Genomic DNA, 26,849 nt, shown 5'->3' with positions numbered 1-26,849 from the left:
CTACTGGGACTCGGTCAACTCCACTTCGAAGCGCATCTCCTGCTCGCCGCGGCGCGTGCGGATGCGCACCCGATCTCCCGGTTTGTACTGTTCCAGCGCGCTCAGGTAGTCGTCGTTGCTGCGTACGCGCTCGTCCGCGACATGGGTGATGACGTCGCCGAGTTCGATGTGCCGGGCGGAGATGCGCTGCGCGCCCTGGATACCGGCCCGGGCCGCGGGCAGGCCGGGGTAGACGTGCACTACCGGCACGCCGTCGATGCGGTTGCGCCGGATCCAGTTGTCGCTGGCCAGCTCCACGCCGATGATCGGGTGCAGTACCCGGCCGTAGGCGATCAACTGCGGCACCACGTCGCGCACCGTGTTCACGGGGATGGCGAAACCGATACCGGCGCTGGCACCGGAGGGGCTGTAAATCGCGGTGTTCACGCCCACCAGCTGCCCCAGGGAATTGAGCAGCGGCCCGCCGGAATTGCCCGGGTTGATCGCCGCGTCGGTCTGGATCACGCCGCGAATGGTGCGCCCGCCGGGGGCCTGTATCTCGCGCCCCAGGGCGCTGACCACCCCGGTGGTGAGAGTGGTGTCCAGTCCGAAGGGGTTGCCGATGGCCAGCACCTTGCGCCCCACCGAGAGTTCGGAGGAATCGCCCAGCGGCAGGCTGGCGAGGTCGTCGGGCGGGTTCTCGATGCGCAGTACCGCGAGGTCCTTCTCCGGCGCCACGCCGACCACCTGTGCATCGTAGTCCTGGCGGTTGCCGAGGGTCACGATCAGCTTGTCGGCCCCGGCGATGACGTGGAAATTGGTCACGATCAGGCCGCTGGCGTCCCACACGAAGCCGGTGCCCGCGCCGCGCGGGATCTCCTGGATGTTCAGGGTGAAGGGAATGCGGCGCAGGGCAGTGTTGGTCACGTAGACCACCGAGGGACTGGCGCGGCTGAAGATCTCTGTCGAGTTGGCCTCGTCCTCGGTGGCAAAGCTCAGGTAGTCGACCTCGGCCCGCGCCGGCGCTGCCAGCAGCAGCGCCAGCAGCAGTAGCTGAAACAAGGCGAGGAGGGCGGCCGGGCGGGCCTTACGCATTGCGCAGCGCCTGGATGCGGGTCTCCAGCGGCGGGTGGGTCATCAGCAACTGGCTGACGCCCTGCTTGAACTGCTCGCTGATGCCGAAGGCGGTGAGCTCTCCGGGCAGGTCCTGGGGCAGGCCCTGCTCCTGGCGCAGCCGCTCCAGCGCCGCGATCATGTGCTCGCGGCGGCTCAGCCGCGCGCCGGCGGCGTCGGCGCGGAACTCGCGGTAGCGCGAGAACCAGAACACGATCAGGCTGGCGAGGAAGCTCAGCACGATCTGGGCGACGAAATAGACTACGAAATAGCCGATGCCGAAGCCGCGCTCGTTCTTGAACACCACGCGGTCCACGGTGTGGCCGATGATGCGCGCGAGGAACAGCACGAAGGTGTTGAGCACGCCCTGCAGCAGCGACAGGGTGACCATGTCGCCGTTGGCGACGTGGCCGATTTCATGGGCCAGTACCGCGCGCACTTCCTCCGGCGGGAAGCGCTCGAGCAGGCCGGCGCTCACCGCGACCAGCGCATCGTTGCGGTTCCAGCCGGTGGCGAAGGCGTTGGAGGCCTGGGAGGGGAATATCCCCACCTCCGGCATCTTGATGCCGGCCTCTTTGGCCAGTTCGGCCACGGTATCCAGCAGCCACTGCTCGCGGGCGTTGCGTGGCTGTTCGATGACTTCGGTGCCGCTGCCGCGCTTGGCCATCCACTTGGACAGGAACAGTGAGATGAACGAACCGCCGAAGCCGAACACGGCGCAGTAGATGAGCAGCGCGGTGAGGTTGAGGTCCACACCGTTGGCCGCCATGACGCCCTGCAGGCCGAGCAAATTGAAGACGATACCGACAAGAATCAGTACCGCGAAGTTGGTGGCGAGAAAGAGCAGTATGCGCATGTCAGTCAGTTCACTCCCTGTGTATTTTCAGCCGCTGCTTCGACCGCGCCGTCCGCGCCGGGTTCCGGCGCCAGGCCGGGCAGCGGCACCTGGCTGGGCTCCACTACCGGTTCGCCTTTTTCGCTCAGCGCCACGCCCATCACCTGCCCGCGCAGCTCGACATCCTTGGCCGAGAGCTCGAACAGCGTGTTGACCGCCTCGTCCTCGTGGCGCGCGCGCATCACGGCCTTGGCCTCGTCGCCGCTGACCCAGGCCTTGGCCTTGCCCCAGTAGTGTCCGTGCTGGTTGCGGATGACGAATACTTCATCGCTCATGGTGAGGGTAATCCTGTGCTGGGAAATGCCGGCAAGTTTAAGCATCGCGGGCTGCGCTGGCCAGAGCCAGTCGTCGCCTGGCTGTCGCTGGGCTGCGCGTCAGCCGAGCAGGAAATCCTTGGCCTGGTTGATCTTTGCCGCCAGGTAGTCGTTGCCGCCGCGGTCCGGGTGCAGTTTCTGCATCAGGCGGCGGTGGGCGGTGACGATGTCCTCGTCGCTGGCCTCCTCGTCGAGCCCCAGTACCGCCAGGGCCTCGGCGCGGTCCATGCCGTTGCCGTTGCCGCTGCCGCCGGGGGCCTGGTGTTCGCCGCCGCCCGCCTGGGCACCGGGGAAGCGCTGTTCCAGGTAATTCGCCAGCAGTTGCTCGGAGTCGACATCCTCGCGCCGGCAGTACGCCATGAGTTCCTCGAGTTGCTCGCGGCTCATGTCCGCCAGCCGCCAGCCCTCGAAGCGGCCGCGCAGCACTTCGCCGTGCAACTCGCCGCTGTCGTGGTCCAGGTGCATGCGCAGGATTTCGGTGGCGACGGTGGACTGCTGGCCTCCCGCGGGTGCGGCCTGGCCGAAGCGGCTGGCGAGCAGGGGGAAGAATCGCAACAGGACCGGACCCAGCTGGCGCAGCACCACCAGGGCGCCGGTGATGGCGACGCCGAGCCAGTGCATCTTGCCGGTCAGCGCGAGCAGTACCACCACCGCCAGCAGAATACCCAGCGCCAGCTTGATGTACTCGCTGCGGCGCTTGTGCGGCGGCGCGTTTTGTGCGCGGCGGATCAACAGGTAGAGGACGGCGGCTATCGCCGCGAGCAGGATGAGTCGGGGCACGGAGCTCTCAGGGCTTCAATTGTTCGAGCAGCAGTTTAGCACTCTCGTTGCCCTGTTTCTCCAGCGCCGCGACGCCGCCGGCGGCGAAACTGGCCACCGCCGAGAGCAGCGCCGCCAGGGTGCCGGGGCTGTTCTGGTCGAAGCGCGCCCAGGCGCCGCCGGAGAGCTGGCACATGCGGCGGAAGCAGCGCTCGGCGTCGCGCAGCTCGCCCTCCTGGAAGATGAACAGGGGCAGGCCGCGCAGGCCGCACTGGCCGGCCAGCCGGCACAGGCGGTCCGGGTGTTCCTCGATGGCGTCGCCGATGAACACCAGCGCCCTGACCCGGCTGCGGCCGTGCTCGCGCAGGGCGTGCTCCAGCAGTCGCTCGATCTGGGTGTGGCCGCCCTCGCAGCTGACCCGGCCCATGTTCGCCGCCAGTTTCTGCGAGTCGCCGGTCCAGCCGGTGGCCTGGAACTCGCCGAAGCCGCGGTAGTAGCAGAGTTGGACGCTGAGGCTGCCGGACTGATTGACAGCGAGGAACATCTCCCGCTGCAGGTGGCTGGCGCGGTCCCAGGTGGGCTGGCGGCTGGCGGTGGCGTCGAGGCAGAACATCAGCCGCGGCTGGCGATCGACGAACTCGACGATATCGCGGCGCTTGCGCAGGAACTGGTCTATCTCGGTGCGGGAGGAGCGCTGCGCGGGAGGTTTGGCCATGGGTGAACGCGCCGCGGCGGGCGATCAGTGGGTGCTGGAGGCCCCCAGTTTACCCATTTGTGCCAGTTCCGCCAGATAGTGGCGGCGGGTGGCCAGTTCCTCGACGGCCTGTTGCAGTTCGCTGGCAGTGACCGACTCGCGGTCATCGCCCTGGACCAGTTGCCAGAGCTTGCGGCTGCACAGCTCGCTGGCGTCAAATTCTCGTGCCTGTGCTGTCATGCTGTTGTCCTTGTTATCCCGGCTGCGTTGTGGGAGTTGACGCAAGCCAGCCTAATTGTGATTCGTGACATCCTTGTGACGCTGCCGTCCGCTGCAGGGGTCGCAATGGCCGGTGCGGTACCGGCGACGACTTGAAACGCGGATGGCAAGCAGTGTCTACTTTATCCTCAGGAGCCAGTATTGCAACGTCCCCAGCGGGCGTAAACCGGAGAAATCACCATGTCGTTGTTTGAGATACGCAAGAAACATGCACTGCCGTCCGCCGAGGAGGCCCTGCCTGGCCGCGACCAGGCTATCCCGGTGCCGGCGCGGCACTTCGTCAACGGCAACCCGATGCGCGGCCCGTTCCCCGAACACCTGCGCAGCGCGCTGTTCGGCATGGGCTGTTTCTGGGGCGTGGAGCGCAAGTTCTGGCAGCTGGATGGTGTCTTCACCACCGCCGCGGGTTACGCGGCCGGGTTCACGCCCAACCCGACCTACCAGGAGGTGTGTACCGGCCGCACCGGCCACAACGAGGTGGTGCAGGTGATTTTCGACCCGGCGCAGATCAGCTATGGCGAACTGCTACAGGCGTTCTGGGAGGGGCACGACCCGACCCAGGGCATGCGCCAGGGCAACGACCTGGGAACCCAGTACCGCTCGGGTATTTACACGTTTGACGATACTCAGCTGGCCGAGGCGCAGGCCTCCCGCGATGCGTTCCAGGCGGCGCTGGAGAGCGCCGGCTACGGCGAGATCACCACGGAAATCCTGCCCGCCCCGCCGTTCTACTACGCGGAGGAGTATCACCAGCAGTACCTGGCGAAGAATCCCGGTGGCTACTGCGGCCTGGGGGGCACCGGCGTGAGTTGCCCCGCGGGGATTTTCTAGGCGCTGCTTCCACAGGGTCGTTCCAGGGAGCGGGCGCGGTCGGTCGGGTACCGGCCAGCACTTGGGGCTGCGCTGGCAAATATCGTAGGAGTTGCGCGAAAAGACGCCTAGAACAGTCTTGCGAGCAGTGCGCTTACCGCGTTCTCCACGCGCAGGATACGCGGCCCCAGGCTCACTGCCTCGCAGCCGGGCGCGCTCAGCATGTCGACCTCGTAGGGGGTGAACCCGCCCTCCGGCCCCACGGCCAGCAACAACTCGCCGCCGGGGGCGCGCGGGCAGGGCGGGTAATCGCCCGGGTGGGCGACCAGTCCGCGGCGCCCGGCCAGCAATCCGGGCAGGGTGTCCTCGGCGAAGGGTTTGAAGCGCGGGCACAGGTGGATAGCCGGCAGTACCGTGTCACAGGCCTGCTCCAGGCCCTGCAGGCAGTACTCGCGCAGGGTGGCCGGGGCCAGCACCGGGGTCTGCCAGTAGCTCTTCTCGACCTTCCAGCTGTTCACCAGGTGCACTTCGCCGACCCCGAACTCGGCCAGTGCGCGCAGGGTGCGGCGCAGCATTTTCGGCCGCGGCAGGGCCAGGACCAGCACCAGCGGCAGCTTGGGCGGCGGCGGAGTGTCCAGTTGCGGCTCGAGCAGTGCCGAGTGCTTGTCGATGGCGACGATGCCGGCGCAGCCCATCAGCCCGCCGATCTCGCCGGCACGGACGGTGTCGCCGACGCCCTTGCCGAGTACCTGCCGCAGGTGGCGCAACTGCTGGCCGCTCACCCGTACCCGGCCGTCGGCGTCGCGCGCCTCGGGCCCGAACAGCAGCAGGTTCACCGCTGGCTCAGCCGACCCAGAGGTCGTAGTCGTCGGCGCCGGTGACCATACCCTCGACAAAATCGCCGGGCTGCAGGCCGCCGGCGCCTTCCAGGAAAACGCGTCCGTCGATTTCCGGCGCATCCGCGGTGGAGCGGCCGATGGCGCCGTTGTCGTCGACCTCGTCGATGAGCACTTCCACGGTCTGGCCGATCTTCGCGCGCAGTTTCTCCGCGCTGATCGTCTGCTGCAGGGTCATGAAGCGCTCCCAGCGCTCCTGCTTGAGTGCGTCCGGCACCTGGTCCGGCAGCGCGTTGGCGGCGGCGCCCTTGACCGGCGAGTACTGGAAGCAGCCGACGCGGTCCAGGCGCGCCTCGCGCAGGAAGTCCAACAGCACCTCGAAGTCGCGGTCGGTCTCGCCGGGGAAGCCGACGATAAACGTGCTGCGCAGGGTGATATCCGGGCACACCTCGCGCCAGGCGTGGATGCGCTCCAGGGATTTCTCCGCCGCCGCCGGGCGCTTCATGCGCTTGAGCACCTCCGGGCTGCCGTGCTGCAGCGGCACGTCGAGGTAGGGCAGGATCTTGCCCTGCGCCATCAGCGGGATGATCTCGTCGACGTGCGGGTAGGGGTAGACGTAGTGCAGGCGCACCCAGATGCCGAACTCGCCCAGCGCCTCGCACAGCTCGTACATGCGCGTGCGCAGCGGGCGGCCCTGCCAGAAACCGGTGCGGTACTTGAGGTCGACGCCGTAGGCGCTGGTGTCCTGGGAGATGACCAGCAGCTCGCGCACCCCGGCGCGCACCAGGCGCTCGGCCTCGTCCATGACATCGCCGATCGGTCGGCTCACGAGGTCGCCGCGCATGTCCGGGATGATGCAGAAGCTGCAGCGGTGGTTGCAGCCCTCGGAAATCTTCAGGTAGGCGTAGTGGCGCGGGGTCAGCTTGATCCCCTGCGGCGGTACCAGGTCGATGAGAGGGTCGTGGCTGGCGCTGGGCGGCACGAACTGGTGTACCGCGCCGACCACTTCCTCGTAGGCCGCCGGGCCGGTCACCGACAACACCTTGGGGTGCAGTTCGCGAATGGCCGCGGCGTCATCGCCCTTGCCCATGCAGCCGGTGACGATGACCCGGCCGTTCTCGCTCAGGGCCTCGCCGATGGCGTCCAGCGACTCCTGCTTGGCGCTGTCGATGAAGCCGCAGGTGTTGACCACCACCACCTCGGCGTCCTCGTAGCTGGAGACGATGTCGTAACCGTCCATGCGCAACTGGGTGAGGATGCGCTCGGAGTCGACCAGGGCCTTGGGGCAGCCCAGGCTGACGAAGCCTACTTTCTGTTTGCCGGCCGCAACCGGTTTGTCGGGGTCTACCATCGGGGAATCTGCACCTCGGATCGGGCAGGCATTGTACCGCAGCGCCGCCGGCCGCTGGCAAGGCCGCGGCGCGGCCCGGTCGGGCTAGAACTGGCGTCCGCCGGCGACGCCGTGGCTGTCCACACGCAGTTCGCGGCGCAGCAGGGCGAGCAGTTCCAGGGCGTCCTCGCGGTTGAGGAACTCGCCAATGCGCACGGTCTCGCTGCGGTCGTGCAGGGCGAGGTCCGGGCTCTCCCAGGGGTGGTTGCGCGGCACGATGGTGAGGCCGGCGCGCTGGCGCTTGAACTGCCAGCTCTGGCGCGGGTAGTAGTGGCCCTTGTCGATGCGCACGCTGTCGTCGCTCAGGGTGATGACCTGGCGGTACTGCAGTTTCCAGTGGCAGTAGTAGAGCGCCGAACCCAGCGCGAGCATCTCCAGCCCGGCGAAGGGCAGGATGGGCCACGCCCCGAGCAGGCTGAAGCCGATGGCGGCGCCCAGGCAGGGCACGCACAGGGCGAGCAGGATGTAGATGTTGCTGCGCCAGCTCTGGGACTGGTTGGGCCGGGCGACGATCATCAAGCCGCCCTTGCTGCGGGAACTGGTGACCAAGGCGAAACCCTCGTGTTGACCCTGGCGGTCGGAACCCTGTCAGTCTAGTGAATTTCGCCTGCCTCGACTACTATGAGCGGCCTGCCTGAACCGCCCGGGGGCGCCCCCATGCTGATCGACGCCGAGGCGCTTGCCAGCGCCGCCGATACACCCGCTGACCCGATCCTGGTCGACTGCCGTTTCGACCTTGCCGACCCGGACGCGGGCCGCCGCGCGTATCTCGCCGGGCACATTCCCGGAGCGCGCTACCTGGACCTCAATCGCGACCTCAGCGCGCCGCCGGGTCGTCACGGTGGACGCCACCCGCTGCCCGCGCCGGAGGTCTTCGCCCGCACCCTGGCCGCCCACGGCATCGGCCCGCACAGTGCCGTGGTGGCCTACGACGATTCGCGCTTCGCCTATGCCGCCCGGCTGTGGTGGATTATGCGCGAACTGGGCTACCGGCCACCCCTGCTGCTGGACGGCGGCTACCGCGCCTGGCTGGCCGCCGGCGGCGCGGTGGAGACCGGAGAACCCGACCCTGCCGCCGCCGCGGCCCCGCCTGCTGTTCCCGACACCTTCGGCCGCGCCTGTGATATCGATGGCCTGCGCGAGCTGCAGGCGCGCGGCGCCGAACTGGTGGATTCGCGCGAAGCGGCGCGCTATCGCGGCGAGGTGGAACCCATCGACCCGGTAGCCGGGCACATCCCCGGCGCGCTCAACCACCCCTGGCAGGGGGTGACCGACGTGGACGGTTTCCTGCGCGACGAAGCGGCCCTGCGCGCGCACTGGGGCGAGCGCCTGGCGGCGCCGGAACTGGTGGTGTACTGCGGCTCCGGGGTCACCGCCTGCGTCAACCTGTTCTCCCTCGCCGCGCTGGGGCGCGAGGATGCGGTGCTCTACGCCGGCAGTTGGAGTGACTGGTGCAGCCACCTGTGAACGGGTAAAATGCGCGCCCTCTTTAAACACTAGCGACAGCGACGAGCCGGATCATGTTGGAGATCAACCCCCTGTTACAGGCCCTGAAGGACATCGAGGCACGCACCGACGTGCTTAGGGGGTATCTTTGACTTCGCTGTACGCAAGGACCGCCTCGCCGAAGTAGAACTGGAACTGGCCGAGCCCAGCGTCTGGGACGACCCCGAGCGCGCCCAGGAACTGGGCCGTGAGCGCGCCTCGCTGGAGGCCATCGTCGACACCATCGAGCAACTCGAGACCGGCGCCTCGGATGCCGCGGACCTGCTCGAGATGGCCGCGGCGGAGGACGACGAGGGCACCGTGGCGGACGTCGCCGCCGACATCGATGCCATGGAGAAGAACCTCCAGCAGCTCGAGTTCCGCCGCATGTTCAGCGGCGAGAATGACCCCAACAATGCCTTCCTCGACATCCAGGCCGGCTCCGGCGGCACCGAGGCCCAGGACTGGGCGGAGATGCTGCTGCGCATGTACCTGCGCTGGGGCGAGTCGCACGGCTTCAAGACCACCCTGGAGGAAGTCTCCGCGGGGGAGGTCGCCGGCATCAAGAGCGCGACCATCCACTTCGCCGGCGAGTACGCCTTCGGCTGGTTGCGCACCGAGACCGGCGTGCACCGCCTGGTGCGCAAATCGCCCTTCGATTCCGGCAATCGCCGTCACACCTCGTTCAGCTCGGTATTCGTCTCGCCTGAGATCGACGACAACATCGAGATCGAGGTGGATAAATCCCAGGTGCGCGAGGACACCTACCGCGCCTCCGGTGCCGGCGGCCAGCACGTCAACAAGACCGACTCGGCGGTGCGCCTGACCCACATTACCAGCGGCATCGTGGTGGCCTGCCAGAGCGAGCGCTCGCAGCACCAGAACCGCGACAAGGCGTGGAAGATGCTGCGCGCCCGCCTCTACGAGCAGGCCATGCTCGAGCGCAACGCCGCCAAGCAGGCGATGGAAGACAGCAAGGCGGACATCGGCTGGGGCAGCCAGATCCGCTCCTACGTGCTCGACGACTCGCGCATCAAGGACCTGCGCACCAGCGTGCAGACCAGCAACTGCCAGGCGGTGCTGGACGGCGACCTGGACGCGTTCATCGAGGCCTCGCTGAAGAGCGGACTGTAGGCGCGCCCCGCGCCCTGCGCGGATCAGTAACCAGGAGATCCCATGAGTGAACAGGACGGGGTGGAACCCCTCGACGAAAACAAGCTGATCGCCGAGCGGCGCGCCAAGCTGGCGGCCATCCGCGAGCAGCGCAATGCCTTCCCCAACGACTTCCGGCGCAGCGCGCAGGCCGGTGACCTGCAGGCCGAGTTCGGCGAAGCGGCGAAGGAAGAACTGGAGGCGGCGGACCGCCACTACGCGGTTGCCGGGCGCCTGGTGCGCGACCGCGGCGCCTTCCTGCTAATCCAGGACGGCTCCGGCCAGATCCAGCTGTACATCAACCGCAAGGCGCTGGACGCCGACACCCTGGCCGAGATCAAGACCTGGGACCTGGGCGACATCGTCGCCGCCAGCGGCCCCCTGCACAAGTCCGGCAAGGGCGACCTGTACATCAATATGGAAGAGGCGCGCCTGCTGACCAAGGCCCTCCGCCCGCTGCCCGACAAGTACCACGGCCTGGCCGACCAGGAGATGCGCTACCGCCAGCGCTACGTCGACCTTATCGTCAACGAACGTTCGCGCGAGGTGTTCCGCCTGCGTTCGCGCATCGTCGGGTTTATTCGCGACTACATGAACGGGCGCGGCTTCATGGAGGTGGAGACCCCCATGATGCAGGTGATCCCCGGCGGCGCCGCGGCCAAGCCCTTCGTCACCCACCACAACGCGCTGGACCTCGACATGTACCTGCGCATCGCGCCGGAGCTGTACCTGAAGCGCCTGGTGGTGGGCGGCTTCGAGCAGGTCTACGAGATCAATCGCAATTTCCGCAACGAGGGCTTGTCCACCCGGCACAACCCCGAGTTCACCATGCTCGAGTTTTACTGGGCCTACGCCGACTACCGCGATGCCATGGACCTCACCGAGGATATGCTACGCGAGCTCACCGCCAACGTGCTCGGCAGTACCACCGTGGAGTACCAGGGCAGCACCTACGATTTCGCGCAGCCGTTCACACGGCTTTCCGTGTTCGACGCGATCCTGCAGTACAACCCGGAGATTTCCGCGCAGCAGCTGGGCGACGAACAGGCGGCGCGAGAGATTGCCCGCGGCCTGGGCATCGAGCTCAAGGACAGCTGGGGCCTGGGCAAGGTGCAGATCGAGATCTTCGAGAAGACCGTCGAGCATCGCCTCGACCAGCCGACCTTTATCACCGCCTACCCCACGGAAGTGTCGCCGCTGGCCCGGCGCAGCGATGCGGACCCCTTCGTCACCGATCGCTTCGAGTTCTTCGTCGGCGGGCGCGAGCTGGCCAATGGCTTCTCCGAGCTCAACGACGCCGAGGACCAGGCCGAGCGTTTCCGCGCCCAGGTGGCGGAGAAAGAGGCCGGCGACGAGGAGGCCATGCACTACGACGCCGACTACGTGCGCGCGCTGGAGTACGCCATGCCGCCGACCGCGGGCGAGGGTATCGGCATCGACCGCCTGGTCATGCTGCTCACCGACTCGCCGTCGATTCGCGATGTGCTGCTGTTCCCGCACATGCGCCCGGAGTAATGGCGCCTGATGCCGGCGCTTCGCGGCCGGGTCTCGCGGTAAACCTGTGTAAAGCGCGGCGCAATGGACTGCCGCGCAAGAGGACATTGCGCTACACTGCGGGCAGTTCACGCAGCGAGGAAGTCCGCTTGCCGCCGAGAATAGTCCTGTCGAGCCTGTTGGCCGCGTCCCTGCTGTTGTTGCAGGCCTGTGCCCAGGCGCCGCAGTCCGATACCCCCGTCGAGGAGCAGGCCCCGGAAATCAGCCTCAACCTGCCGGCGGCGCCGCAGTGTGCCTGCGATGCCCCGGAGGCCCATGACTACACCTTCCTGGAAAAAGGCTTCAACTCACTGATCGCCGGGGATTTCACCGAGGCCGTGCAGTACTTCGAGCGCTACCAGCGCCTGGAGGATTCACCGGAGGCGGCCTGGGAGGCGGGCATCGGCATCGCCTACGTCAGCTCCCTGCAGGCCAGCCCCAGCTACGACCCCGCCGCCGCGGCCCGCCGTTTCGCGGCACTCAACAAGCAGCCCTGGCAATCCATGGACGTGCACACGCACTGCCTGCTCCTGCGCCAGTCCCTGGACAACGCGCGCTCGCTGGAGCGGCGCATCGCCGCCGCCCAGGCGGAAAACAGTACGCTGAAGGATGAACTCGCCAAGCGCGAGGAGGCGATCAAGCGGCTGCGCGAGTTGACTCTGGGTCAGAAGGGAGGCGCACCGTAAAGGTGGTGCCCGCGCCGGGCGCGCTCTCCACGCGGATGTTGCCGCCCATCAATTCACAGAAATCCCTGCAGATCGCCAGCCCCAGGCCGGTGCCGCCGTAGTTCGCGCTGGTCGAGGTGTCCGCCTGCACGAAGGCGTCGAAGACCCGGCTCTGTTGCTCCGCGGTCATGCCGATGCCGGTATCGGTGACGCTGACTTCCACCCAGCCGGGACGACCCGCCGGCTCGCGGGCGGCGACGCTGATGGTGCCGTTCTCGGTGAACTTGCAGGCGTTGCTCAGCAGGTTGGTGAATACCTGGCGGAATTTCGTGGCGTCGTTGAACAGCGTCGGCAGGTCGCTGAAATCGGCGGTTTCCAGCTGGTTGCCGCGTTCGCGCAGCTGCGGCGTGATCGCGTCGCAGGCCTCGGCCAGCAGCTCCCCCGGCTGGAAGTCCTCGCAGTGCAGGGACATCTTGCCGGTCTCGATCTTCGACAGGTCGAGGATGTCGTTGATCAGCGCCAGCAGCTGGCGCCCGGAGCGGATGATCTTCTCCAGGTCCTGCTGGAACTGTTCGCGGTCCACCTCGTGCGGGTCCGAGAGCTCGTCGTGCAGCATCTCCGAATAGCCGATGATCGCGTTGAGCGGCGTGCGCAACTCGTGGGAGACATTGGCCAGGAAGATGCTCTTCGCGGCGTTGGCCTCGTCCGCCGCGTCGCGCGCCTGGCTGACATCGTACATGGCGTTGCGCAGTTTCTCGGACATCGCGTTGAACGCCTTGGCCAGGTCGCCCAGTTCCCCGCTGTCGTCGATGTTCTCGATACGGTAGCTGAGGTCGCCGCCGCCGAGTCGTTCGGTGCCGCGCTTGAGTTTTTTCAGCGAGCGGTTGGTGTAGCGCACGAGGATAAAGCCGAGCGTGGCGGTGAGCACGATGGAGGCGATGAAACCGATGACCGTGATGCGGTCGGTGAGCGCGATGGTGCGGTCGATGATGTTCGCCCGCTGCACCGCGATGAACGACTGGTGCTGCTCCAGTTCCTTCAGGCGCTGGCTGGTCTCCAGGTAGGGCAGGGTGTCGTCGGCGTCGCCGCGGTAGTCGGCGTCGTTGTAGTTGTCGTAGAAGGCGCTCCACTGCCGCAGCAGCGTATCGCTGCTCTCCAGCAGGCGCTCGTAGTGCAGGCGGGTGACGTCGCGGCTCAGCCGCCCGAGCTGGCGGATGCGGTCGCGGATGTCGCCGATCTGGCCTTGGGCCTGCAGGTATTCGTCCTGGCCGAGCATGTCGCCGGTGTTTTCGCGAATGGTGGAGAGTACCAGGATGGTCTGGCGCTGGTCGTTGAGCAGTTGCTCCACCTCGGTGGACAGGCGCGCCGCGTCCACCGAGTTGCGGTAGGCCTCCATGCTTTCGTTTCGCGCCACGCTGCCCCAGAAGTGGGTGCCCACGTTGATCGCGAACAGCACCAGGATGGTGACCAGGGACAGTGTCAGTCGTCTGCGCAGGCTCATGGCGTGACCGGGTCGGCGCGGCGGCGTCAGGGAGTCCCGCGCAGGTTTTCGATCTTGCGCAGCAGGCCGGGGAAGTCGATGGGCTTGGTCGCGTAGTCGCAGCAGCCCGCGTCCATGGCCACGCGCCGGTCGCCCTCCGAGGCGTGGGCGGTGAGGGCGATGATCGGGATGTGGGCGATGCTCTCGTCCGCTTTTGCCGCGCGGCAGGCGCTCCAGCCGTCGAGTACCGGCAGGTTCATGTCCATCAGTACCACCGCGGGCTGGGCCGCTCGCATGACGTCCAGCGCCTCCTGGCCGTCGCCGGCGGTGACCACTTCCAGCCCGGCGCGGGTGAGGCGGCGGATGAGCATGTCGCGGTTGAGCTCGTTGTCTTCGACCAGCAGGATGGCGCCGCTCATGTCGTTTCCCCGAGCAGGCGATGCACCCGCAACAATTCGTGAATACCCTTCACTTTCAGCGGCTCCCCGGCCTCGGTCTGGTAGTTGCCGCGCAGCGCCTGCAGGGTGCTGTCGGCGATCAGGATGTCGCCGCCGGCGGTGGCGTCCTCGATGCGCGAGGTGACATTCATCGGGTGGCCGACGAAGCCGTACTTGCTGCGCCGCTCCGAGCCGATATTGCCGGCGATGACGTCGCCGGTGTTGAGGGCGATGCCAGTCTTGATTTCCGGCAGGCCGTCGGCCTGGTTCAGGCGGTTGACCTCGTCCATCGCCGCCTGCATCTGCAGGGCGCAGCGCGCGGCGCGGTCGGCGTCATCCTCGCGCCGCTGCGGCGCACCGAACACGGCGAGGATGGCATCCCCGATAAACTCGTCGATGGTGCCCTGCTGGGCCATGATGATATCGGTCATGGCGCCGAGGTAGCGGTTGATCATGGTCACTACCTGGGCCGGCGCGAGGTTTTCGCTGATCGTGGTGAAGCCGCGGATATCCGCCATCATGATGGTGACGCGGCGCAGGTCGCCGCCCAGTTCCAGGCCCTCGGGCCGCTCCAGGATATCGGTGACGATTTCGTCCGAGAGATAGCGGCCGAACGTCGCGCGGATGAATTTCTCGTTGCGCTCCAGCTGCTGCCGGTACAGTTCCTCGCGGTCGTGCCAGCGCTTGCGCTCGATGCCGGCCTTGATGCGCGCCTGCAGCAGCACCGGGTTGAAGGGCTTGAACAGGTAGTCGTCGGCGCCGGCCTCGATGCACTCAATGATGCCGTCCATGTCCTGGCGCCCGGAGATCACGATCACCGGCGTGGCGCGCCACTCCGGGTGTTCCTTGATGCGGCGCAGCACCTCGTGGCCGTCCATCTCCGGCATCATCAGGTCGAGCAGCACCACGTCGACATCCGCCTGCTCCAGCGTGTGCAGCGCTTCTGCGCCACTGGAGGCGGTGACCACCATGTGGCCGGAGCGCGACAGGTAGCGCGCCACCAGTTCGCGGTTTTCCTTGAGGTCGTCGACGGCGAGGATAAAGCCGGGTTCGCTGGCGATCACGCGCTGGAAGCCGCCGCTGGTTTCGCCGTCCTCGTCGTTGGCGGCGTCCGCGGCCTTGAGCAGGCGGGCGAGGGCGGCGTCGAGTTCCGGCTGCTGGGCGGCGAGGTCCTCGCGCAGCATTTCGCCATAGCCGCGCACCGCGGAAAGGACATTGCGCAGTTCGTGACGGTCCAGCGGTTCGGCGAGTAGCAGGGCGTCCAGGCGTTGTGAACTGGCGAACAACTGGGCGAAGTCCTCGGTCGCCATGGCCTCGAGTTCACCCTCGTGGCGCTGGTAGACCTCGCGCAACTCCGCCATGCTGCGCAGCAGCAGGTCGCTCCACGGCGTGGCGCTCTGGCTGAGGCTGGATGTCACGAGACCGTTGTATCCTTCGTAGGGTTCTGCCGGCGAGTATAGCGGGGCGCGCGGCCAAGTGGTATGCAGCGGGCAGCCGCGCGCGCTGCCGCCGCTCGCTATTTTTCCCGAGTTGAGGTACTTTCCCCCGGGAACTTGAGTTACTATTGTCGCCACAGCTCCCGGGGTCAGGCTAATAAAGGATCAGGTGCGTTGATGTTGCAGCAAGTAGAACTCTTCCAGGGACTCGGTAACGAGGAACTGGAGGCGCTGGCGGCCAGCAGTACCAGCCGCTCGTTCCCTAAAAATACTGTTGTAATACACGAGAATGACCCCGCCGATTCCCTGTTCATCATCGAAAGCGGCAAGGTCAAGGTCTACTGTTCCGACAAGAACGGTAAAGAGTTCATCATGAACACCCAGGGCGCCGGCGATTACTTCGGCGAACTGGCGTTGCTCGACGATTCCACCCGCTCCGCCTCGGTGCGCACGGTGGAAAAATCTTCCTTCTGCATCATCTACAAGGAAGATTTCAACCGCGTCCTCGACGAACACCCGAATATCGCGCGCCAGCTGGTGCGCAACCTTGCACTGCGTGTGCGTAAACTGACCGCGGACGTGAAGAGCCTGGCCCTGCAGGACGTCTACGGCCGGGTGGCCAACGTGCTCATGGACCTGTCCGAAGAGCGCGGCGACGGCACACTGTTCATCCCCGAGAAACTCACCCAGCAGGATATCGCGGATCGCGTCGGCGCCTCCCGCGAGATGGTGGCGCGTATCCTCAAGGACCTCACCATCGGCGAGTACATCCGCTTCGAGGGCCGCCACATCATCATCAATACTCGGCTGCCGGCCAAGTACTGACCCTCCTGCGGCGCGGGTTTATTCCTCGCTGCGCCCTGTTACCGTCAACTGCAAGCGCCCGCGCGCCAGGCGTGCCTCGAGTGCTTCGCCAGGCTGTGCCTGCGCGGCGTCGCTGATGACCTTGCCGTCGCCATTGCGCAGGATCGAGTAGCCGCGCGCCAGGGTGTTCAGCGGGCTCAGGGAATCCAGTAGCCCACCGAAATGTGCCAATTGCTGCCCCGCCGCGCGCAGGCGGGCGTGCATGGCGGATTCCAGTCGCTGGCGTGCGGCGGCCAGGTCGCGCTGCAACTGGCGGGTGCGGGCGGCGGGCGAGGCCGCTTTCAGGCGTGAATCCCGCAGCGCCAATCGCGCGCGGTGGCGCGCCAGCTGGTTGGCCTGGGCGCGCAGCAGGCGCTGTTCAAGGTCGTCGAGGCGCTGGGCCTGTTCGCGCAGCAGGGCGCCGGGATGTTTGAGCCGCGCCTGCAGGTGGCCGAGGCGGGTCTGCGCCGCGGCGAGCTTGCGCCGCATGCGCAGCTGCAGTTCGCTCTCCAGTCGCGCCAGCGCTGCCAGGCGCTCGCGACGGTCCTCGCTCAGCAGTTCGGCGGCGGCGGAAGGGGTCGGCGCGCGCTGGTCCGCCACCATGTCGGCGATGGTGAAATCCACCTCATGGCCCACAGCGCTGACCACCGGCAGCTCGCTGGCGGCAATGGCGCGCGCCAGCACTTCCTCGTTGAACGCCCACAGGTCCTCCAGCGAGCCGCCGCCGCGGCCGACCAGCAGCGCGTCCAGCGTGCATTTGCCGGTTGCGTGCCAGCGGTTGGCGCGCTCGATGCTGGCGGCGATCTGGGCTGCAGCGCCTTCGCCCTGCACGGCTACCGGCAGAACGAAGACCTCGATACCGGGGTCGCGCCGGCGCAGCACGGTGAGGATGTCGTGGATGGCCGCGCCGGTGGGCGAGGTGATGACGCCGAGGCGGCGGATTTCGGCGGGCAGCGGGCGCTTGCGTTGCGGGTCGAACAGGCCCTCCGCCAGCAAACGCGCCTTGAGTTTCTCGAAGGCCGCCTGCAGGGCGCCGGCGCCGGCCTGTTCGGCGTGTTCGACGATCAACTGGAACTCGCCGCGCCCCTCGTACAGGGAGACCCGGGCGCGCAGGCGCAGGTGGTCGCCGTTGCCGGGGGTGAAGCGTATGCGCTGGTTGCGATTGCGGAACATGGCGCAGCGCACCTGGGCGTTGCCATCTTTCAGCGAGAAGTACCAGTGGCCGGAGCCGGGGGCGGCGAAGTTGCTCACTTCGCCCTCCACCCAGATGTAGTCGAAATGGCTCTCCAGCAGCACCCTGGCCTGCCGGTTGAGCTCGCTGACGCTGAGGGTCGCCGGCGGCGGGCTGTCCTGGAAGGGGTTGCTCAAGGCTAACTTCTGTTTACGGGGATTGGGCCAAAGAATTATAATTGCACGTTTAACCTGAAGCCGCCAGCCGGAGAGGATTCAATGCTGCGTATAGCCCAGGAAGCCCTGACGTTCGACGACGTTCTGTTGTTGCCGGGGTATTCAGAGGTCGTGGCCACCGACGTATCACTGCGCACACGGCTGACCCGCGCCATCGATCTCAACATCCCGCTGGTCTCCGCCGCCATGGACACGGTGACCGAAGCCCGCCTGGCCATTGCCATGGCCCAGGAGGGGGGCATCGGCATCATCCACAAGAGTATGGCCATCGCCGAGCAGGCCGAGCAGGTGCGCAAGGTCAAGAAATATGAAAGCGGGGTGGTGAAGAACCCGATCACCATTCAGCAAAGCGCCACTATCGCCCAGCTGATCGAACTGACCGCCTCGCACGGGATTTCCGGTGTGCCGGTGCTCAGCGGCAAGGACCTGGTGGGTATCGTGACCCGCCGCGACCTGCGTTTCGAGACGGATCACAGCAAGCTGGTGTCGGACATCATGACCCCGCGCGACCAGCTGGTCACGGTGAAAGAGGGCGCCAGCGCCGAGGAAGTTCAGCGCCTGCTGCACCAGCACCGCATCGAGAAGATCCTCGTGGTCAACGACGACTTCGACCTCAAGGGCATGATCACGGTCAAGGACTGGGACAAGGCGGAGAGCTTCCCCAACGCCTGCAAGGATTCCCAGGGCCAGCTGCGGGTGGGCGCCTCGGTGGGCACCAGCCCGGATACCGACGAGCGCGTCGCAGCGCTGGTCGAGGCGGGGGTCGACGTGCTGGTGGTGGATACCGCCCACGGCCACTCGCGCAATGTGATCGCCCGGGTGCGCAAGATCAAGGAACAGTATCCGTCGATCCAGGTGATCGGCGGTAATATCGCCACCGCGGACGCGGCCCGCGCACTGGTTGAGGCGGGCGCAGATGCGGTAAAGGTCGGCATCGGACCGGGCTCCATCTGTACCACGCGCATCGTCACCGGTATCGGCGTGCCGCAGATTTCCGCGGTGGCCAACGTCGCCGAGGCGCTGGCGGGCACTGACGTACCGCTGATCGCCGACGGCGGCATCCGCTTCTCCGGCGACATCGCCAAGGCCCTGGTGGCCGGCGCCCACGCGGTGATGATGGGCAGCATGTTCGCCGGTACCGAGGAGGCGCCGGGCGAGGTGGAGCTCTACCAGGGCCGTACCTACAAGGCCTATCGCGGCATGGGCAGCCTCGGCGCCATGTCCAAGAACCAGGGCTCGTCCGATCGTTACTTCCAGGATGCCAGCCGCGGCACCGAGAAACTGGTGCCCGAGGGTATCGAGGGCCGTGTCCCCTACAAGGGGCCGCTTTCGGCCATCGTCCACCAGTTGATGGGCGGTGTGCGTGCGGCAATGGGTTACACCGGCAGCGCCGATATCGAGACCATGCGCACGCGGCCCGAGTTTGTCCGGGTGACGGCGGCGGGCATGTCCGAGAGCCACGTCCACGACGTCGCGATCACCAAGGAAGCCCCCAACTACCCGGTAAGCTAAAAGCGGGGTCAGAGCCCTTTTGCGTCGGAAAAGATCTCTGCCCCGCAAATCATTTTCAACGCAAAAGGGCTCTGACCCCTTATTGGTTTGCAGACAGGAACGCCGATGAGCGCTGATATTCACGCCCAGAAAATTCTCATTCTCGACTTCGGCTCGCAGTACACGCAGTTGATCGCGCGGCGTGTGCGCGAAGTGGGGGTGTACAGCGAGATCCGCGCCTTCGACATGAGCGAGGCGGAAATCCGCGAGTTCGACCCGCGCGGCGTGATCCTCTCCGGCGGTCCGGAATCTGTGCCGGCGCCGGGTTCGCCGCGGGCGCCGCAGGTGGTGTTCGAACTGGGCGTGCCGGTGCTGGGCATCTGCTATGGCATGCAGACCATGGCCGAACAGTTCGGCGGTAAGGTCGAAGGTTCCGACATCAGCGAGTTCGGCTACGCGCAGATCCGTCAGGTGGGCAACCGCGGGCTGCTGCACGATATTCGCGACCACTACGATGCCGACGGCAGCGGCCTGCTCGACGTGTGGATGAGCCACGGCGACAAGGTGGTCGAGTTGCCCGAGAGCTTCGAACTGATCGCCGAGACCGGCAGCTGCCCGATCGCCGGCATGGCGCACCGCGACAAGCCCTTCTTCGGCATCCAGTTCCACCCGGAGGTCACCCACACCCTGCAGGGCAAGCGCATCTTCGAGCACTTCGTGCTGGAACTGTGCGGCTGCCAGGCCCTGTGGACGCCCGCCAACATCGTCGAGGACGCCATCGCCCGGGTGCGCGAGACCGTCGGCGGCGACAAGGTCCTGCTCGGCCTTTCCGGCGGTGTCGATTCCTCGGTGGTGGCGGCGCTGCTGCACAAGGCCATCGGCGAGCAACTCACCTGTGTGTTCGTCGACAACGGCCTGCTGCGCCTCAACGAGGGCGACCAGGTGATGGAGATGTTCGCGCGCAACATGGGCGTGAAGGTCATCCGCGCCGACGCCGAGGAGCTGTTCCTGGGCAAGCTCGCGGGCGTCAACGACCCGGAGGACAAGCGCAAGATCATCGGCAACACCTTCATCGACGTGTTCGACACGGAGGCGGCGAAACTCAGCGATGTGAAGTGGCTGGCCCAGGGCACTATCTACCCCGATGTGATCGAATCCGCCGGCGCCAAGACCGGCAAGGCCCACGTGATCAAGTCCCACCACAACGTGGGCGGCCTGCCCGAGGACATGAGCTTCGAGCTGATCGAGCCCCTGCGCGAGCTGTTCAAGGACGAGGTACGGCAGATCGGCCTGGAACTGGGCCTGCCATGGGACATGGTCTTCCGCCACCCCTTCCCCGGCCCCGGCCTCGGCGTGCGTATCCTCGGCGAGGTGAAAAAGGAGTACGCCGACCTGCTGCGCCTGGCGGACGATATCTTCATCAGCGAGCTGCGCGCCGCCGGCTGGTACGACAAGACCAGCCAGGCCTTCGCCGTGTTCCTGCCGGTCAAGTCCGTCGGCGTGGTCGGTGACGGCCGTCGCTATGAATACGTGATTGCCCTGCGCGCCGTGGAGACCATCGACTTCATGACAGCGCGCTGGGCGCACCTGCCCTACGAGATGCTGGAGAAAGTCTCCAACCGCATCATCAACGAGATCTCGGGCGTGTCCCGGGTGACCTACGACGTGAGTTCCAAGCCGCCTGCCACCATCGAGTGGGAGTAATTCGCGCGTCCGTACATGCGAGCGGGGACGCCCCGGCCGGACCCTGCCGGTCCGGGACCCCCGCTACATTTCTCCGCTAGCGCTCAGGCAGCTTCCCCGCGCTGCAGCTTGTGCACGTCGGCCGCCGCCAGGCGGTTGCCACCGATCGCCCAGTCGCCGCCCTCGAATTCCTGGATGCGGACCCAGGTGACCGGGCGCATGTTCTCGCCTTCCACGGCGACCATGGCTTCGGTGACCTTCTCGATCAGGGCTCCCTTCTGTTCGGGGGTGAACACGTTCTTGATGACATCGATAGTGACGAGAGGCATGGTGATACTCCTTTAGCATTGTTGGTTGGGTTTGCGGCGCCCTCATGAGCGCCGATGGAAGTATTGTTGCGAATTGCCGGTCCCGGAACATGGAGGAGTCGTGGAGGTTTCGTGGATATTTTGCAGACTGCTTCTTCACGCCTGGTCTATCCTGCGCGGATGATCTATGCATTCGACGAGTTCGAGCTGGACCTCGCCAGGGCTGAATTGCGGCGGGCAGGGCAGCTCTGCGCGATCGAGCCCCAGGTCTTCGCGCTGATCGCGCTGCTGGTGGAGCACCGGGACCGGCTGGTTTCCCGGGACGAGATTCTCGACCGGGTCTGGGACGGGCGCGTGGTCAGCGACTCCGCGCTCACCAGTCGTATCAAGTCGGCGCGCAGGGTGCTCGGCGACGACGGCAAGGCCCAGCGCTTTATCAAGACGGTACACGGCAAGGGGCTGCGCTTCGTCGCCAGCGCGCGAGTGCTGCAAGCCCGGATTGCGGACGCCCCGGTCAGCGCGGGACCGGCGGAAGCGGCACCCGAAACCCCTCCCCCAGCGTCGGGCAGCCGGCCGTCGATCGCGGTGCTGCCGTTCCGCCAGCTCGGCGATACGGGTGACTGGCAGAGTATTGCCGACGGGCTTCCCCATGAGCTGATCACGGAACTCTCGCGCCTGCGCTGGCTGTTCGTCGTGGCCAGGGGGTCGTCGTTCCGCCTGCGGGGTGACGATATCGACCTGGGCGAGGTGGGCCGATTGCTGGGGGTTCAGTACTGCCTGTCCGGGTCGGTGGAGGTCTCGCGGGGGCGGCTGGCGGTGACCGCGGAACTGGCACATACTGCCGCCGGCGACGTGGTCTGGGCCGAGCGCTACAGCGGCGCCGTGCACGACGTCCACGCGATGCGCGAACAGATCTGCGCGAGCATTCTCGGCCACCTGGAGATTCAGATTCCACTGCACGAGGCATCGATGGCGCGGCTCAAGGTGTCGGAGAACCTCGATGCCTGGTCCGCCTACCACCTCGGACTGCAGCACATCTACCGCTTCAATCGCAGCGACAACGCGGCCGCGGCCGATTATTTCGGCCGGGCGGTCGCGCAGGACCCGGGCTTTGCCCGCGCCCACGCCGGCCTCTCCTTCGTACATTTCCAGAATGCCTTCATGGGCCAGACCAGCGATCTCGGCGCCGAGGTCGCGCGGGCGAGGGACTGCGCGCAACGGGGTGTGGATCTCGATCCGCTGGATCCCTTCGTCAACTTCACCATGGGTCGCACCTACTGGCTGGAGTCCGACCTGGAGCGGGCCCACGCCTGGCTGGAGCGCGCCACCTCGCTGTGCCCGAACTACGCCCAGGGCCTCTATGCCAAAGCCTGGACCGAGTCCATGGCCGGCGCAGCCCCCGACGCCATCGCAAACCTGGACCTCTCGATGCGACTGAGTCCGCTCGACCCGCTCTACTACGCCATGCTGTCGGCGCGCGGCCTGACCCACATCACCCTCGGGCAGGACCAGGAAGCCGCGGACTGGGCGGACCGCGGCGCCCGCGCCCCCGGCGCCCATGTATTGATCGCCATGATTGCGGCGGTGGCCTGCCATCTCGCCGGGCAGGACGGCAGGGCGCGGGCCTGGGTCGAGGATGTCCGGCGGCGGATGCCGCAGGTCACGTCCGACGACTTCTTCCGTTCGTTCCCGATCCGCGATCCGGTACAGCGCAGGCGTATGGACGCCGCCCTGGCGGAACTGGGGTTCAGGCTGCCCGCGTAGGTTTCACCAGCGACCATCTGCTGCGGAAATTGCGGCCTCCCTGGGGCGCGGCCCTGCGCAGAATTTCCGCCAGTCCTTCCGCGGCCCCGGCCTCGGCGATACAGACCCGTGGTGTGCTTCCCTGTCGCTCGTCTTCCGTAGGCGTGTGTCCACTTGAAAAGTGGGGTTTCTGTGCAAGACTGAAAGCACTTCGTAGCAACGACAGAAATCACGTCGCACTGTTGTTCACGAATCCTGTCCCTGGCGCGCTGGCCTCCCTGAAAGGCGTGCCAAGGGTTTTCCGCGAGCGAACGCGCCCCGCAGTACTCGGGTAGCGTTTCCGCAAGACTCGCTGGCGGTACTGGACGATAGCTGTGCTGACAGTGCGCAAAATCGACGACTGGGTCCACAGGGTATGCGAACAAGCCGGATGCTGCATACCTGTGACATCGGAGGGCTGCGACACCATGAAAAGAACAGCGATCCTGACAACCGGAATCCTCGGTTTAGCGATGTGCGCCAGCGTGTCGGGTGAACAGGCCAACCTGCCCAGCCACACGATCTACCATGGCGGCAATATCATCACCATGGAGGGCGATAGCGCCGAGTACGCCGAGGCGGTCGTAGAGAAGGCGGGCCGTATCGTCTATGTCGGCGAGAAAGCCGGCGCCCTGGCGAAATTCGACGGCGAGGCCAAAGCGGTCGACCTTGAGGGCAAGACCCTGATGCCCGGGTTTATCGAGCCGCACCTGCACCCCTCCATCGCGGCGGTCATGTTGCCCAACGACACCATCGCCCCCCACGACTGGAACAAGCCAGATGGCATCGCCCGGGCGGCCAAAGACCCCGAAGCGTTTAAGACACGCCTGAAGGCATCCATCGACGAGCGTGCCAGGGCGGGGGAAATGCATTTTGTCTGGGGCTATCACCCGTTGTGGCATGGGCCGCTGGGCAGGGAGATGCTCAACCAGTTGGCCCCGGACAAGCCCGTCGGCGTCATTCACCGGTCTTTCCACGAGATTTACCTCAACGATGCCGCTATCGACCTGTTCAAACTCGACCAGGCAGATTATGCAGACAATCCGCAGGTCGATTGGGAGCGCGGCCACTTTTTCGAGGGTGGCTGGCTGGCACTGGTGCCCAAGATCGGGCCGTTCCTGCTCAACCCCGAGACCTACAAACAGGGGCTCTCCATGATGACCCGGTTGATGCTGCGCAACGGCATCACGACGATCTGCGAGCCGGGTTTTCCAAGTGCGGATTTCGCGATGGAGTACGGCTTGTTGAAAACTGAAATGGACAAGAACCCGCCCTATGACACCTACCTGATTCCCAACGGCACGCAACTGTATGGCATGTCGGGCAACAGCAACGAAAAAGCCGAGCAGATGATGCGCGAGCTGCCGCAGAAGTACGATACCCAGAATATTTTCTTCCTGCCCGGGCAGGTAAAGCTGTTTGCGGATGGCGCGATCTACTCGCTGGCCATGGAAATGAAGGCGTCGTATACGAGTGACGAGTTCGCAGGGGAGTGGATGACGCCGCTCGATCTTCTCCAGCAGCAACAGAGTTTTTACTGGGACAGGGGCTACAAAATCCACGTCCACGCCAATGGTGACAAGGGTATCCAGCAGGTCATCGACTTCAACCGTGAAGACCAGAAGCGGAATCCCCGCGACGACCACCGCTTCACCCTGCATCACATGGGCTATTTCGATGACGCTATCGCGCAGCAGGCGAGCGACCTGGGTATCGAGGCCTCCGTCAATCCTTACTATCTCTGGGCGCTGGCGGACAAGTATGCGGCGGTCGGGCTGGGCCGGGAACGGGCGGAAAACCTGGTGCCCATCAAGGCCCTGACATCACGGGGTGTTCCGGTCTCCTTTCACTCCGACTTCGCCATGGCACCGGCAGAACCGCTGACCCTGGCCTGGACCGCGGTAAACCGCGTGACCAGTGAAGGCAGCAGGTTCTCCCAGGACCAGCGCCTGGACGTGTTTTCGGCGATGCAAGGAATCACGATCAACGCCGCGCGCACGCTCAACCAGGAGCGTGAGATCGGCTCCATCAAGGCGGGGAAGGTCGCGAATTTCACGATCCTCGAACATGACCCTTTCAAGGTTGAGCCGATGACGATCAAGGACATTCCCGTGTATGGCGTTGTGCACCGGGGTGAGATGGCGGTCAACCAGAAGCAGTTGCTGGGCGGCGACCGGGACGCTCACGGTTGTATCGCCAGCGCGGGGTATCTCTGGTGTGCAAAAACCAATAAATGCGAAAGGCCCTGGGAACTGGCCAAAAAAGAGCAATTTGAGAATACGATAGAGGCCTTCGACAAATTTTGCGGTAATTGACGCAGGCTATTCCCTCCCCGTGGGGGACACTTGCTGCCTCCAGCGCGGATGTTGCCATAGCTGTAACAAGAGAAGGCCGGGAGAAGCGCGTACGACACGGACGCTCCCACCGGCCGTGAACGCAGGGTTTATTCTCGCCCGCAGTCAAAGCTTCTGCCTGTCCTGGTCGGTGATGTCAGCCTCACGCCGGTTGCACCCGCGTGCAGGACTGCTGAAACCGGCCTATCTCCTGCACCAGCTCCGGGTGGCTGCGCGCCCGGAAATTCACATGCCCCAGCTTGCGCGCCGGTCGCACGGTCTTGCCGTACCAGTGCAGGGTGGTGCTGGCCGACAGCAGGTCCACCGGCGGTCGCTGTGTGCCGATCAGGTTGAGCATGCCGCAAACGCCGTGCATATCGGTGCCGCCGAGTTCCAGGCCGGCAATGGCGCGTACATGGTTCTCGAACTGGCTGGTGGCACTGCCCGATTGCGTCCAGTGACCGCTGTTGTGTACGCGGGGCGCCAACTCGTTGACGAGTAGTTCGCCCGACACCAGGAAGCATTCCATCGCCATCACTCCCACGTAGTCCAGCGCTTCCATGATCCGGCTGATCATGTCCTGTGCCTGCGAGGCGATGGTTGCAGGGACATCCACAGCGGGGGCTACCGACTGCACCAGAATGCCATTCTCGTGGTGGTTGTCGGTCAGCGGGTAGTGGCAGATGCGCCCGGTCCGGCTGCGCACCGAGACCTGTGACAGTTCCCGCTCGAAGGGAATCCGCTGCTCGATGATGCAGTCACGATACAGCTGCTGCCGGTCGAAGGACGCCACGTCCTCCGGCGTGTCGAGACGCCACTGGTTCTTGCCGTCGTAGCCATCGCGGCAGGACTTCGCCACCAGCGGCAGTGACAGGCTGGCGACGCACTGGCTGGCGGGCGTGTCGTAGCGGTGCGCGGCGCAGGGAATGCCCAGGCGCACCAGCAGCTGCCGCTCCCGCCAGCGATGGCCGCAGGTGGCAACAGCCTCGGGATTCGGCAACACCGGGCAGTAGTGTTGCAACTGTGTCAGTAGCCCGGCGTCGACCTGTTCCTTTTCTACCGTGACACAGTCCGGTTGGCCCAGTGCCTGGTACAGGTGTCCGACCGGTTGACCCGGCTGCCACGTGGCGGTGGTGCCAAGGCCTGTCACACAGCGCGTATCCTCCCGCGGCGCCGCGATGAAACTGAAGGTGAAGCCCAGGGGCAGCCCCGCCAGGGCCAGCATGCGCGAGAGCTGGCCACAGCCGACGATCGCGATATGCATCATTCCACCTCGTCCGGCACACTGCTGGTCTGCTGCGCCCGCCAGGCGTTGAGCCGGGACTGCAGTTGCGGGTCGCTGGTCGCCAGTATCTGTACCGCCACCAGTCCGGCATTGTAGGCGCCCGGCTCGCCGATAGCCTGGGTGCACACGGCAACGCCCCGCGGCATCTGTACGATGGACAACAGGCTGTCGATACCATTGAGCGCCTTGCTCGGTACCGGGACGGCGATGACCGGCACACAGGTCATCGCGGCGGTCATGCCCGGCAGGTGCGCGGCACCGCCGGCGCCTGCGATGATGGCGGCGTAGTGGTCGGCAGCCTTGCCGGCAAATTCATACAACCGATCCGGGGTCCGGTGCGCTGAAACCACTGCCGTGTCGTAGCCGATACCGAATTCATCCAGCACTGTCGTCGCATGGCGCATGACCGGCCAGTCCGATTGCGACCCCATGATGATCGCAATTTTTTTCTGTTGCATGG

General features: G+C 66.1%; 26 protein-coding genes. 10 read left to right on the top strand and 16 right to left on the bottom strand.

Annotation, left to right across the window (positions count from 1 at the left end; translation table 11 throughout):
* From E4634_RS07640 to E4634_RS07615, 6 genes are all read right to left on the bottom strand, one after another.
* Positions 1-1,074: a S1C family serine protease gene (locus E4634_RS07640; RefSeq protein ID WP_135442444.1), complete on the bottom strand. Its 1,074-nt coding sequence runs from the start codon at positions 1,072-1,074 to the stop codon at positions 1-3.
* Positions 1,067-1,948 (bottom strand): protease HtpX, encoded by an 882-nt coding sequence (gene htpX / locus E4634_RS07635; protein ID WP_135442442.1) that lies wholly within the window; start codon positions 1,946-1,948, stop codon positions 1,067-1,069. The genes E4634_RS07640 and htpX overlap by 8 nt, the downstream gene beginning before the upstream one ends.
* A gap of 5 nt (positions 1,949-1,953) precedes the next feature.
* Positions 1,954-2,262 carry a hypothetical protein gene (locus E4634_RS07630; protein ID WP_135442440.1) on the bottom strand — a complete coding sequence of 103 codons (309 nt, stop codon included), beginning with the start codon at positions 2,260-2,262 and terminating at the stop codon, positions 1,954-1,956.
* A 99-nt stretch (positions 2,263-2,361) separates the two neighbouring features.
* Positions 2,362-3,081: a J domain-containing protein gene (locus E4634_RS07625; RefSeq protein WP_135442438.1), complete on the bottom strand. Its 720-nt coding sequence runs from the start codon at positions 3,079-3,081 to the stop codon at positions 2,362-2,364.
* A gap of 7 nt (positions 3,082-3,088) precedes the next feature.
* Entirely contained in the window at positions 3,089-3,775 is a 687-nt protein-coding gene (locus E4634_RS07620; RefSeq protein ID WP_135442436.1) for a VWA domain-containing protein, read from the bottom strand.
* Between the two features lie 24 nt (positions 3,776-3,799).
* Positions 3,800-3,994: a hypothetical protein gene (locus tag E4634_RS07615; protein ID WP_135442434.1), complete on the bottom strand. Its 195-nt coding sequence runs from the start codon at positions 3,992-3,994 to the stop codon at positions 3,800-3,802.
* 219 nt (positions 3,995-4,213) lie between these two features.
* On the opposite strand from E4634_RS07615, the gene msrA reads away from it, so the two are divergent.
* Entirely contained in the window at positions 4,214-4,864 is a 651-nt protein-coding gene (gene msrA / locus E4634_RS07610; protein WP_135442432.1) for a peptide-methionine (S)-S-oxide reductase MsrA, read from the top strand.
* 107 nt (positions 4,865-4,971) lie between these two features.
* On the opposite strand, the gene E4634_RS07605 is transcribed toward msrA, so the two are convergent.
* The 3 genes from E4634_RS07605 to E4634_RS07595 all read right to left on the bottom strand — a co-directional run bounded on the left by E4634_RS07605 (position 4,972) and on the right by E4634_RS07595 (position 7,618).
* A complete protein-coding gene (locus E4634_RS07605) occupies positions 4,972-5,679 on the bottom strand; it encodes a 16S rRNA (uracil(1498)-N(3))-methyltransferase (protein ID WP_240725116.1) in 708 nt (235 codons plus the stop codon).
* Positions 5,680-5,686: 7 nt separating this feature from the next.
* Positions 5,687-7,030, bottom strand: a complete 1,344-nt coding sequence (rimO, locus tag E4634_RS07600; RefSeq protein ID WP_135442428.1) for a 30S ribosomal protein S12 methylthiotransferase RimO — start codon at positions 7,028-7,030, stop codon at positions 5,687-5,689.
* A gap of 84 nt (positions 7,031-7,114) precedes the next feature.
* Positions 7,115-7,618: a DUF2244 domain-containing protein gene (locus tag E4634_RS07595; RefSeq protein ID WP_135442426.1), complete on the bottom strand. Its 504-nt coding sequence runs from the start codon at positions 7,616-7,618 to the stop codon at positions 7,115-7,117.
* Positions 7,619-7,726: 108 nt separating this feature from the next.
* Between E4634_RS07595 and E4634_RS07590 the strand changes: the two genes are divergently transcribed.
* From E4634_RS07590 to E4634_RS07575, 4 genes are all read left to right on the top strand, one after another.
* A complete protein-coding gene (locus E4634_RS07590; RefSeq protein ID WP_135442424.1) occupies positions 7,727-8,536 on the top strand; it encodes a sulfurtransferase in 810 nt (269 codons plus the stop codon).
* Between the two features lie 53 nt (positions 8,537-8,589).
* A protein-coding gene (prfB, locus tag E4634_RS07585) for a peptide chain release factor 2 (RefSeq protein WP_135442422.1) occupies positions 8,590-9,688 on the top strand; the annotation gives its coding sequence in 2 pieces (ribosomal slippage) (positions 8,590-8,664 and positions 8,666-9,688; 1,098 coding nt in all).
* Positions 9,689-9,730: 42 nt separating this feature from the next.
* On the top strand, positions 9,731-11,221 hold the full coding sequence (gene lysS, locus E4634_RS07580) for a lysine--tRNA ligase (protein WP_135442421.1): 1,491 nt from the start codon (positions 9,731-9,733) through the stop codon (positions 11,219-11,221).
* 128 nt (positions 11,222-11,349) lie between these two features.
* Positions 11,350-11,925, top strand: a complete 576-nt coding sequence (locus E4634_RS07575) for a hypothetical protein (protein WP_135442419.1) — start codon at positions 11,350-11,352, stop codon at positions 11,923-11,925.
* On the opposite strand, the gene E4634_RS07570 is transcribed toward E4634_RS07575, so the two are convergent.
* Genes E4634_RS07570 through E4634_RS07560 form a run of 3 tightly spaced genes read right to left on the bottom strand, consistent with a single transcriptional unit; the run spans position 11,876 to position 15,239 of the window.
* The gene (locus E4634_RS07570) at positions 11,876-13,405 is read right to left on the bottom strand and encodes a sensor histidine kinase (RefSeq protein ID WP_135442417.1); all 1,530 of its coding nucleotides are present in this window, start codon (positions 13,403-13,405) and stop codon (positions 11,876-11,878) included. The genes E4634_RS07575 and E4634_RS07570 overlap by 50 nt on opposite strands.
* Positions 13,406-13,431: 26 nt before the next feature.
* Positions 13,432-13,803 carry a response regulator gene (locus E4634_RS07565; RefSeq protein WP_135442415.1) on the bottom strand — a complete coding sequence of 124 codons (372 nt, stop codon included), beginning with the start codon at positions 13,801-13,803 and terminating at the stop codon, positions 13,432-13,434.
* On the bottom strand, positions 13,800-15,239 hold the full coding sequence (locus E4634_RS07560) for an adenylate/guanylate cyclase domain-containing protein (protein ID WP_240725115.1): 1,440 nt from the start codon (positions 15,237-15,239) through the stop codon (positions 13,800-13,802). The genes E4634_RS07565 and E4634_RS07560 overlap by 4 nt, the downstream gene beginning before the upstream one ends.
* 195 nt (positions 15,240-15,434) lie before the next feature.
* On the opposite strand from E4634_RS07560, the gene E4634_RS07555 reads away from it, so the two are divergent.
* Complete coding sequence (locus tag E4634_RS07555; RefSeq protein WP_135442413.1) at positions 15,435-16,082, top strand: Crp/Fnr family transcriptional regulator; 648 nt, start codon at positions 15,435-15,437, stop codon at positions 16,080-16,082.
* A gap of 18 nt (positions 16,083-16,100) precedes the next feature.
* Here the strand turns inward: E4634_RS07555 and xseA are convergent, their stop codons facing one another.
* Positions 16,101-17,468 carry an exodeoxyribonuclease VII large subunit gene (xseA, locus tag E4634_RS07550; RefSeq protein WP_135442411.1) on the bottom strand — a complete coding sequence of 456 codons (1,368 nt, stop codon included), beginning with the start codon at positions 17,466-17,468 and terminating at the stop codon, positions 16,101-16,103.
* Between the two features lie 81 nt (positions 17,469-17,549).
* Here xseA and guaB point away from each other — a divergent pair, with 81 nt between their 5' ends.
* Together guaB and guaA are read left to right on the top strand one after the other, a co-directional pair.
* Positions 17,550-19,019 carry an IMP dehydrogenase gene (guaB, locus tag E4634_RS07545; protein WP_135442410.1) on the top strand — a complete coding sequence of 490 codons (1,470 nt, stop codon included), beginning with the start codon at positions 17,550-17,552 and terminating at the stop codon, positions 19,017-19,019.
* 105 nt (positions 19,020-19,124) lie between these two features.
* Positions 19,125-20,702 (top strand): glutamine-hydrolyzing GMP synthase, encoded by a 1,578-nt coding sequence (gene guaA / locus E4634_RS07540; protein WP_135442408.1) that lies wholly within the window; start codon positions 19,125-19,127, stop codon positions 20,700-20,702.
* A gap of 83 nt (positions 20,703-20,785) precedes the next feature.
* On the opposite strand, the gene E4634_RS07535 is transcribed toward guaA, so the two are convergent.
* Positions 20,786-21,010, bottom strand: coding sequence for a tautomerase family protein (locus tag E4634_RS07535; RefSeq protein ID WP_135442406.1), 225 nt, complete (start codon positions 21,008-21,010; stop codon positions 20,786-20,788).
* Positions 21,011-21,121: 111 nt separating this feature from the next.
* On the opposite strand from E4634_RS07535, the gene E4634_RS07530 reads away from it, so the two are divergent.
* Both E4634_RS07530 and E4634_RS07525 read left to right on the top strand, forming a co-directional pair.
* Positions 21,122-22,753 carry a winged helix-turn-helix domain-containing tetratricopeptide repeat protein gene (locus E4634_RS07530; RefSeq protein ID WP_206046829.1) on the top strand — a complete coding sequence of 544 codons (1,632 nt, stop codon included), beginning with the start codon at positions 21,122-21,124 and terminating at the stop codon, positions 22,751-22,753.
* 446 nt (positions 22,754-23,199) lie between these two features.
* The gene (locus tag E4634_RS07525; protein WP_135442404.1) at positions 23,200-25,086 is read left to right on the top strand and encodes an amidohydrolase; all 1,887 of its coding nucleotides are present in this window, start codon (positions 23,200-23,202) and stop codon (positions 25,084-25,086) included.
* Positions 25,087-25,267: 181 nt separating this feature from the next.
* Here E4634_RS07525 and E4634_RS07520 read toward each other — a convergent pair whose 3' ends face one another.
* Complete coding sequence (locus E4634_RS07520) at positions 25,268-26,371, bottom strand: 5-(carboxyamino)imidazole ribonucleotide synthase (protein ID WP_206046828.1); 1,104 nt, start codon at positions 26,369-26,371, stop codon at positions 25,268-25,270.
* Complete coding sequence (purE, locus tag E4634_RS07515; protein WP_135442402.1) at positions 26,368-26,847, bottom strand: 5-(carboxyamino)imidazole ribonucleotide mutase; 480 nt, start codon at positions 26,845-26,847, stop codon at positions 26,368-26,370. Before purE ends, E4634_RS07520 begins: the two co-directional genes overlap by 4 nt.
* Positions 26,848-26,849 lie beyond the last annotated feature (2 nt).

Source organism: Mangrovimicrobium sediminis, from assembly GCF_004745945.1.
Taxonomy (GTDB): Bacteria; Pseudomonadota; Gammaproteobacteria; order Pseudomonadales; family Halieaceae; genus Mangrovimicrobium; species Mangrovimicrobium sediminis.
The sequence above is the reverse complement of the archived record's forward strand: the minus strand, read 5'-3'. Positions and strand labels throughout refer to the sequence as shown.

Coding starts and splice junctions, on each gene's coding strand:
- E4634_RS07640 (WP_135442444.1), bottom strand. CDS start 1,074: ATGCGTAAGGCCCGCCCGGCCGCCCTCCTCGCCTTGTTTCAGCTACTG.
- htpX (WP_135442442.1), bottom strand. CDS start 1,948: ATGCGCATACTGCTCTTTCTCGCCACCAACTTCGCGGTACTGATTCTT.
- E4634_RS07630 (WP_135442440.1), bottom strand. CDS start 2,262: ATGAGCGATGAAGTATTCGTCATCCGCAACCAGCACGGACACTACTGG.
- E4634_RS07620 (WP_135442436.1), bottom strand. CDS start 3,775: ATGGCCAAACCTCCCGCGCAGCGCTCCTCCCGCACCGAGATAGACCAG.
- E4634_RS07615 (WP_135442434.1), bottom strand. CDS start 3,994: ATGACAGCACAGGCACGAGAATTTGACGCCAGCGAGCTGTGCAGCCGC.
- msrA (WP_135442432.1), top strand. CDS start 4,214: ATGTCGTTGTTTGAGATACGCAAGAAACATGCACTGCCGTCCGCCGAG.
- rimO (WP_135442428.1), bottom strand. CDS start 7,030: ATGGTAGACCCCGACAAACCGGTTGCGGCCGGCAAACAGAAAGTAGGC.
- E4634_RS07590 (WP_135442424.1), top strand. CDS start 7,727: ATGCTGATCGACGCCGAGGCGCTTGCCAGCGCCGCCGATACACCCGCT.
- lysS (WP_135442421.1), top strand. CDS start 9,731: ATGAGTGAACAGGACGGGGTGGAACCCCTCGACGAAAACAAGCTGATC.
- E4634_RS07570 (WP_135442417.1), bottom strand. CDS start 13,405: ATGAGCCTGCGCAGACGACTGACACTGTCCCTGGTCACCATCCTGGTG.
- E4634_RS07565 (WP_135442415.1), bottom strand. CDS start 13,803: ATGAGCGGCGCCATCCTGCTGGTCGAAGACAACGAGCTCAACCGCGAC.
- E4634_RS07555 (WP_135442413.1), top strand. CDS start 15,435: ATGTTGCAGCAAGTAGAACTCTTCCAGGGACTCGGTAACGAGGAACTG.
- guaB (WP_135442410.1), top strand. CDS start 17,550: ATGCTGCGTATAGCCCAGGAAGCCCTGACGTTCGACGACGTTCTGTTG.
- guaA (WP_135442408.1), top strand. CDS start 19,125: ATGAGCGCTGATATTCACGCCCAGAAAATTCTCATTCTCGACTTCGGC.
- E4634_RS07535 (WP_135442406.1), bottom strand. CDS start 21,010: ATGCCTCTCGTCACTATCGATGTCATCAAGAACGTGTTCACCCCCGAA.
- E4634_RS07525 (WP_135442404.1), top strand. CDS start 23,200: ATGAAAAGAACAGCGATCCTGACAACCGGAATCCTCGGTTTAGCGATG.
- E4634_RS07520 (WP_206046828.1), bottom strand. CDS start 26,371: ATGATGCATATCGCGATCGTCGGCTGTGGCCAGCTCTCGCGCATGCTG.
- purE (WP_135442402.1), bottom strand. CDS start 26,847: ATGCAACAGAAAAAAATTGCGATCATCATGGGGTCGCAATCGGACTGG.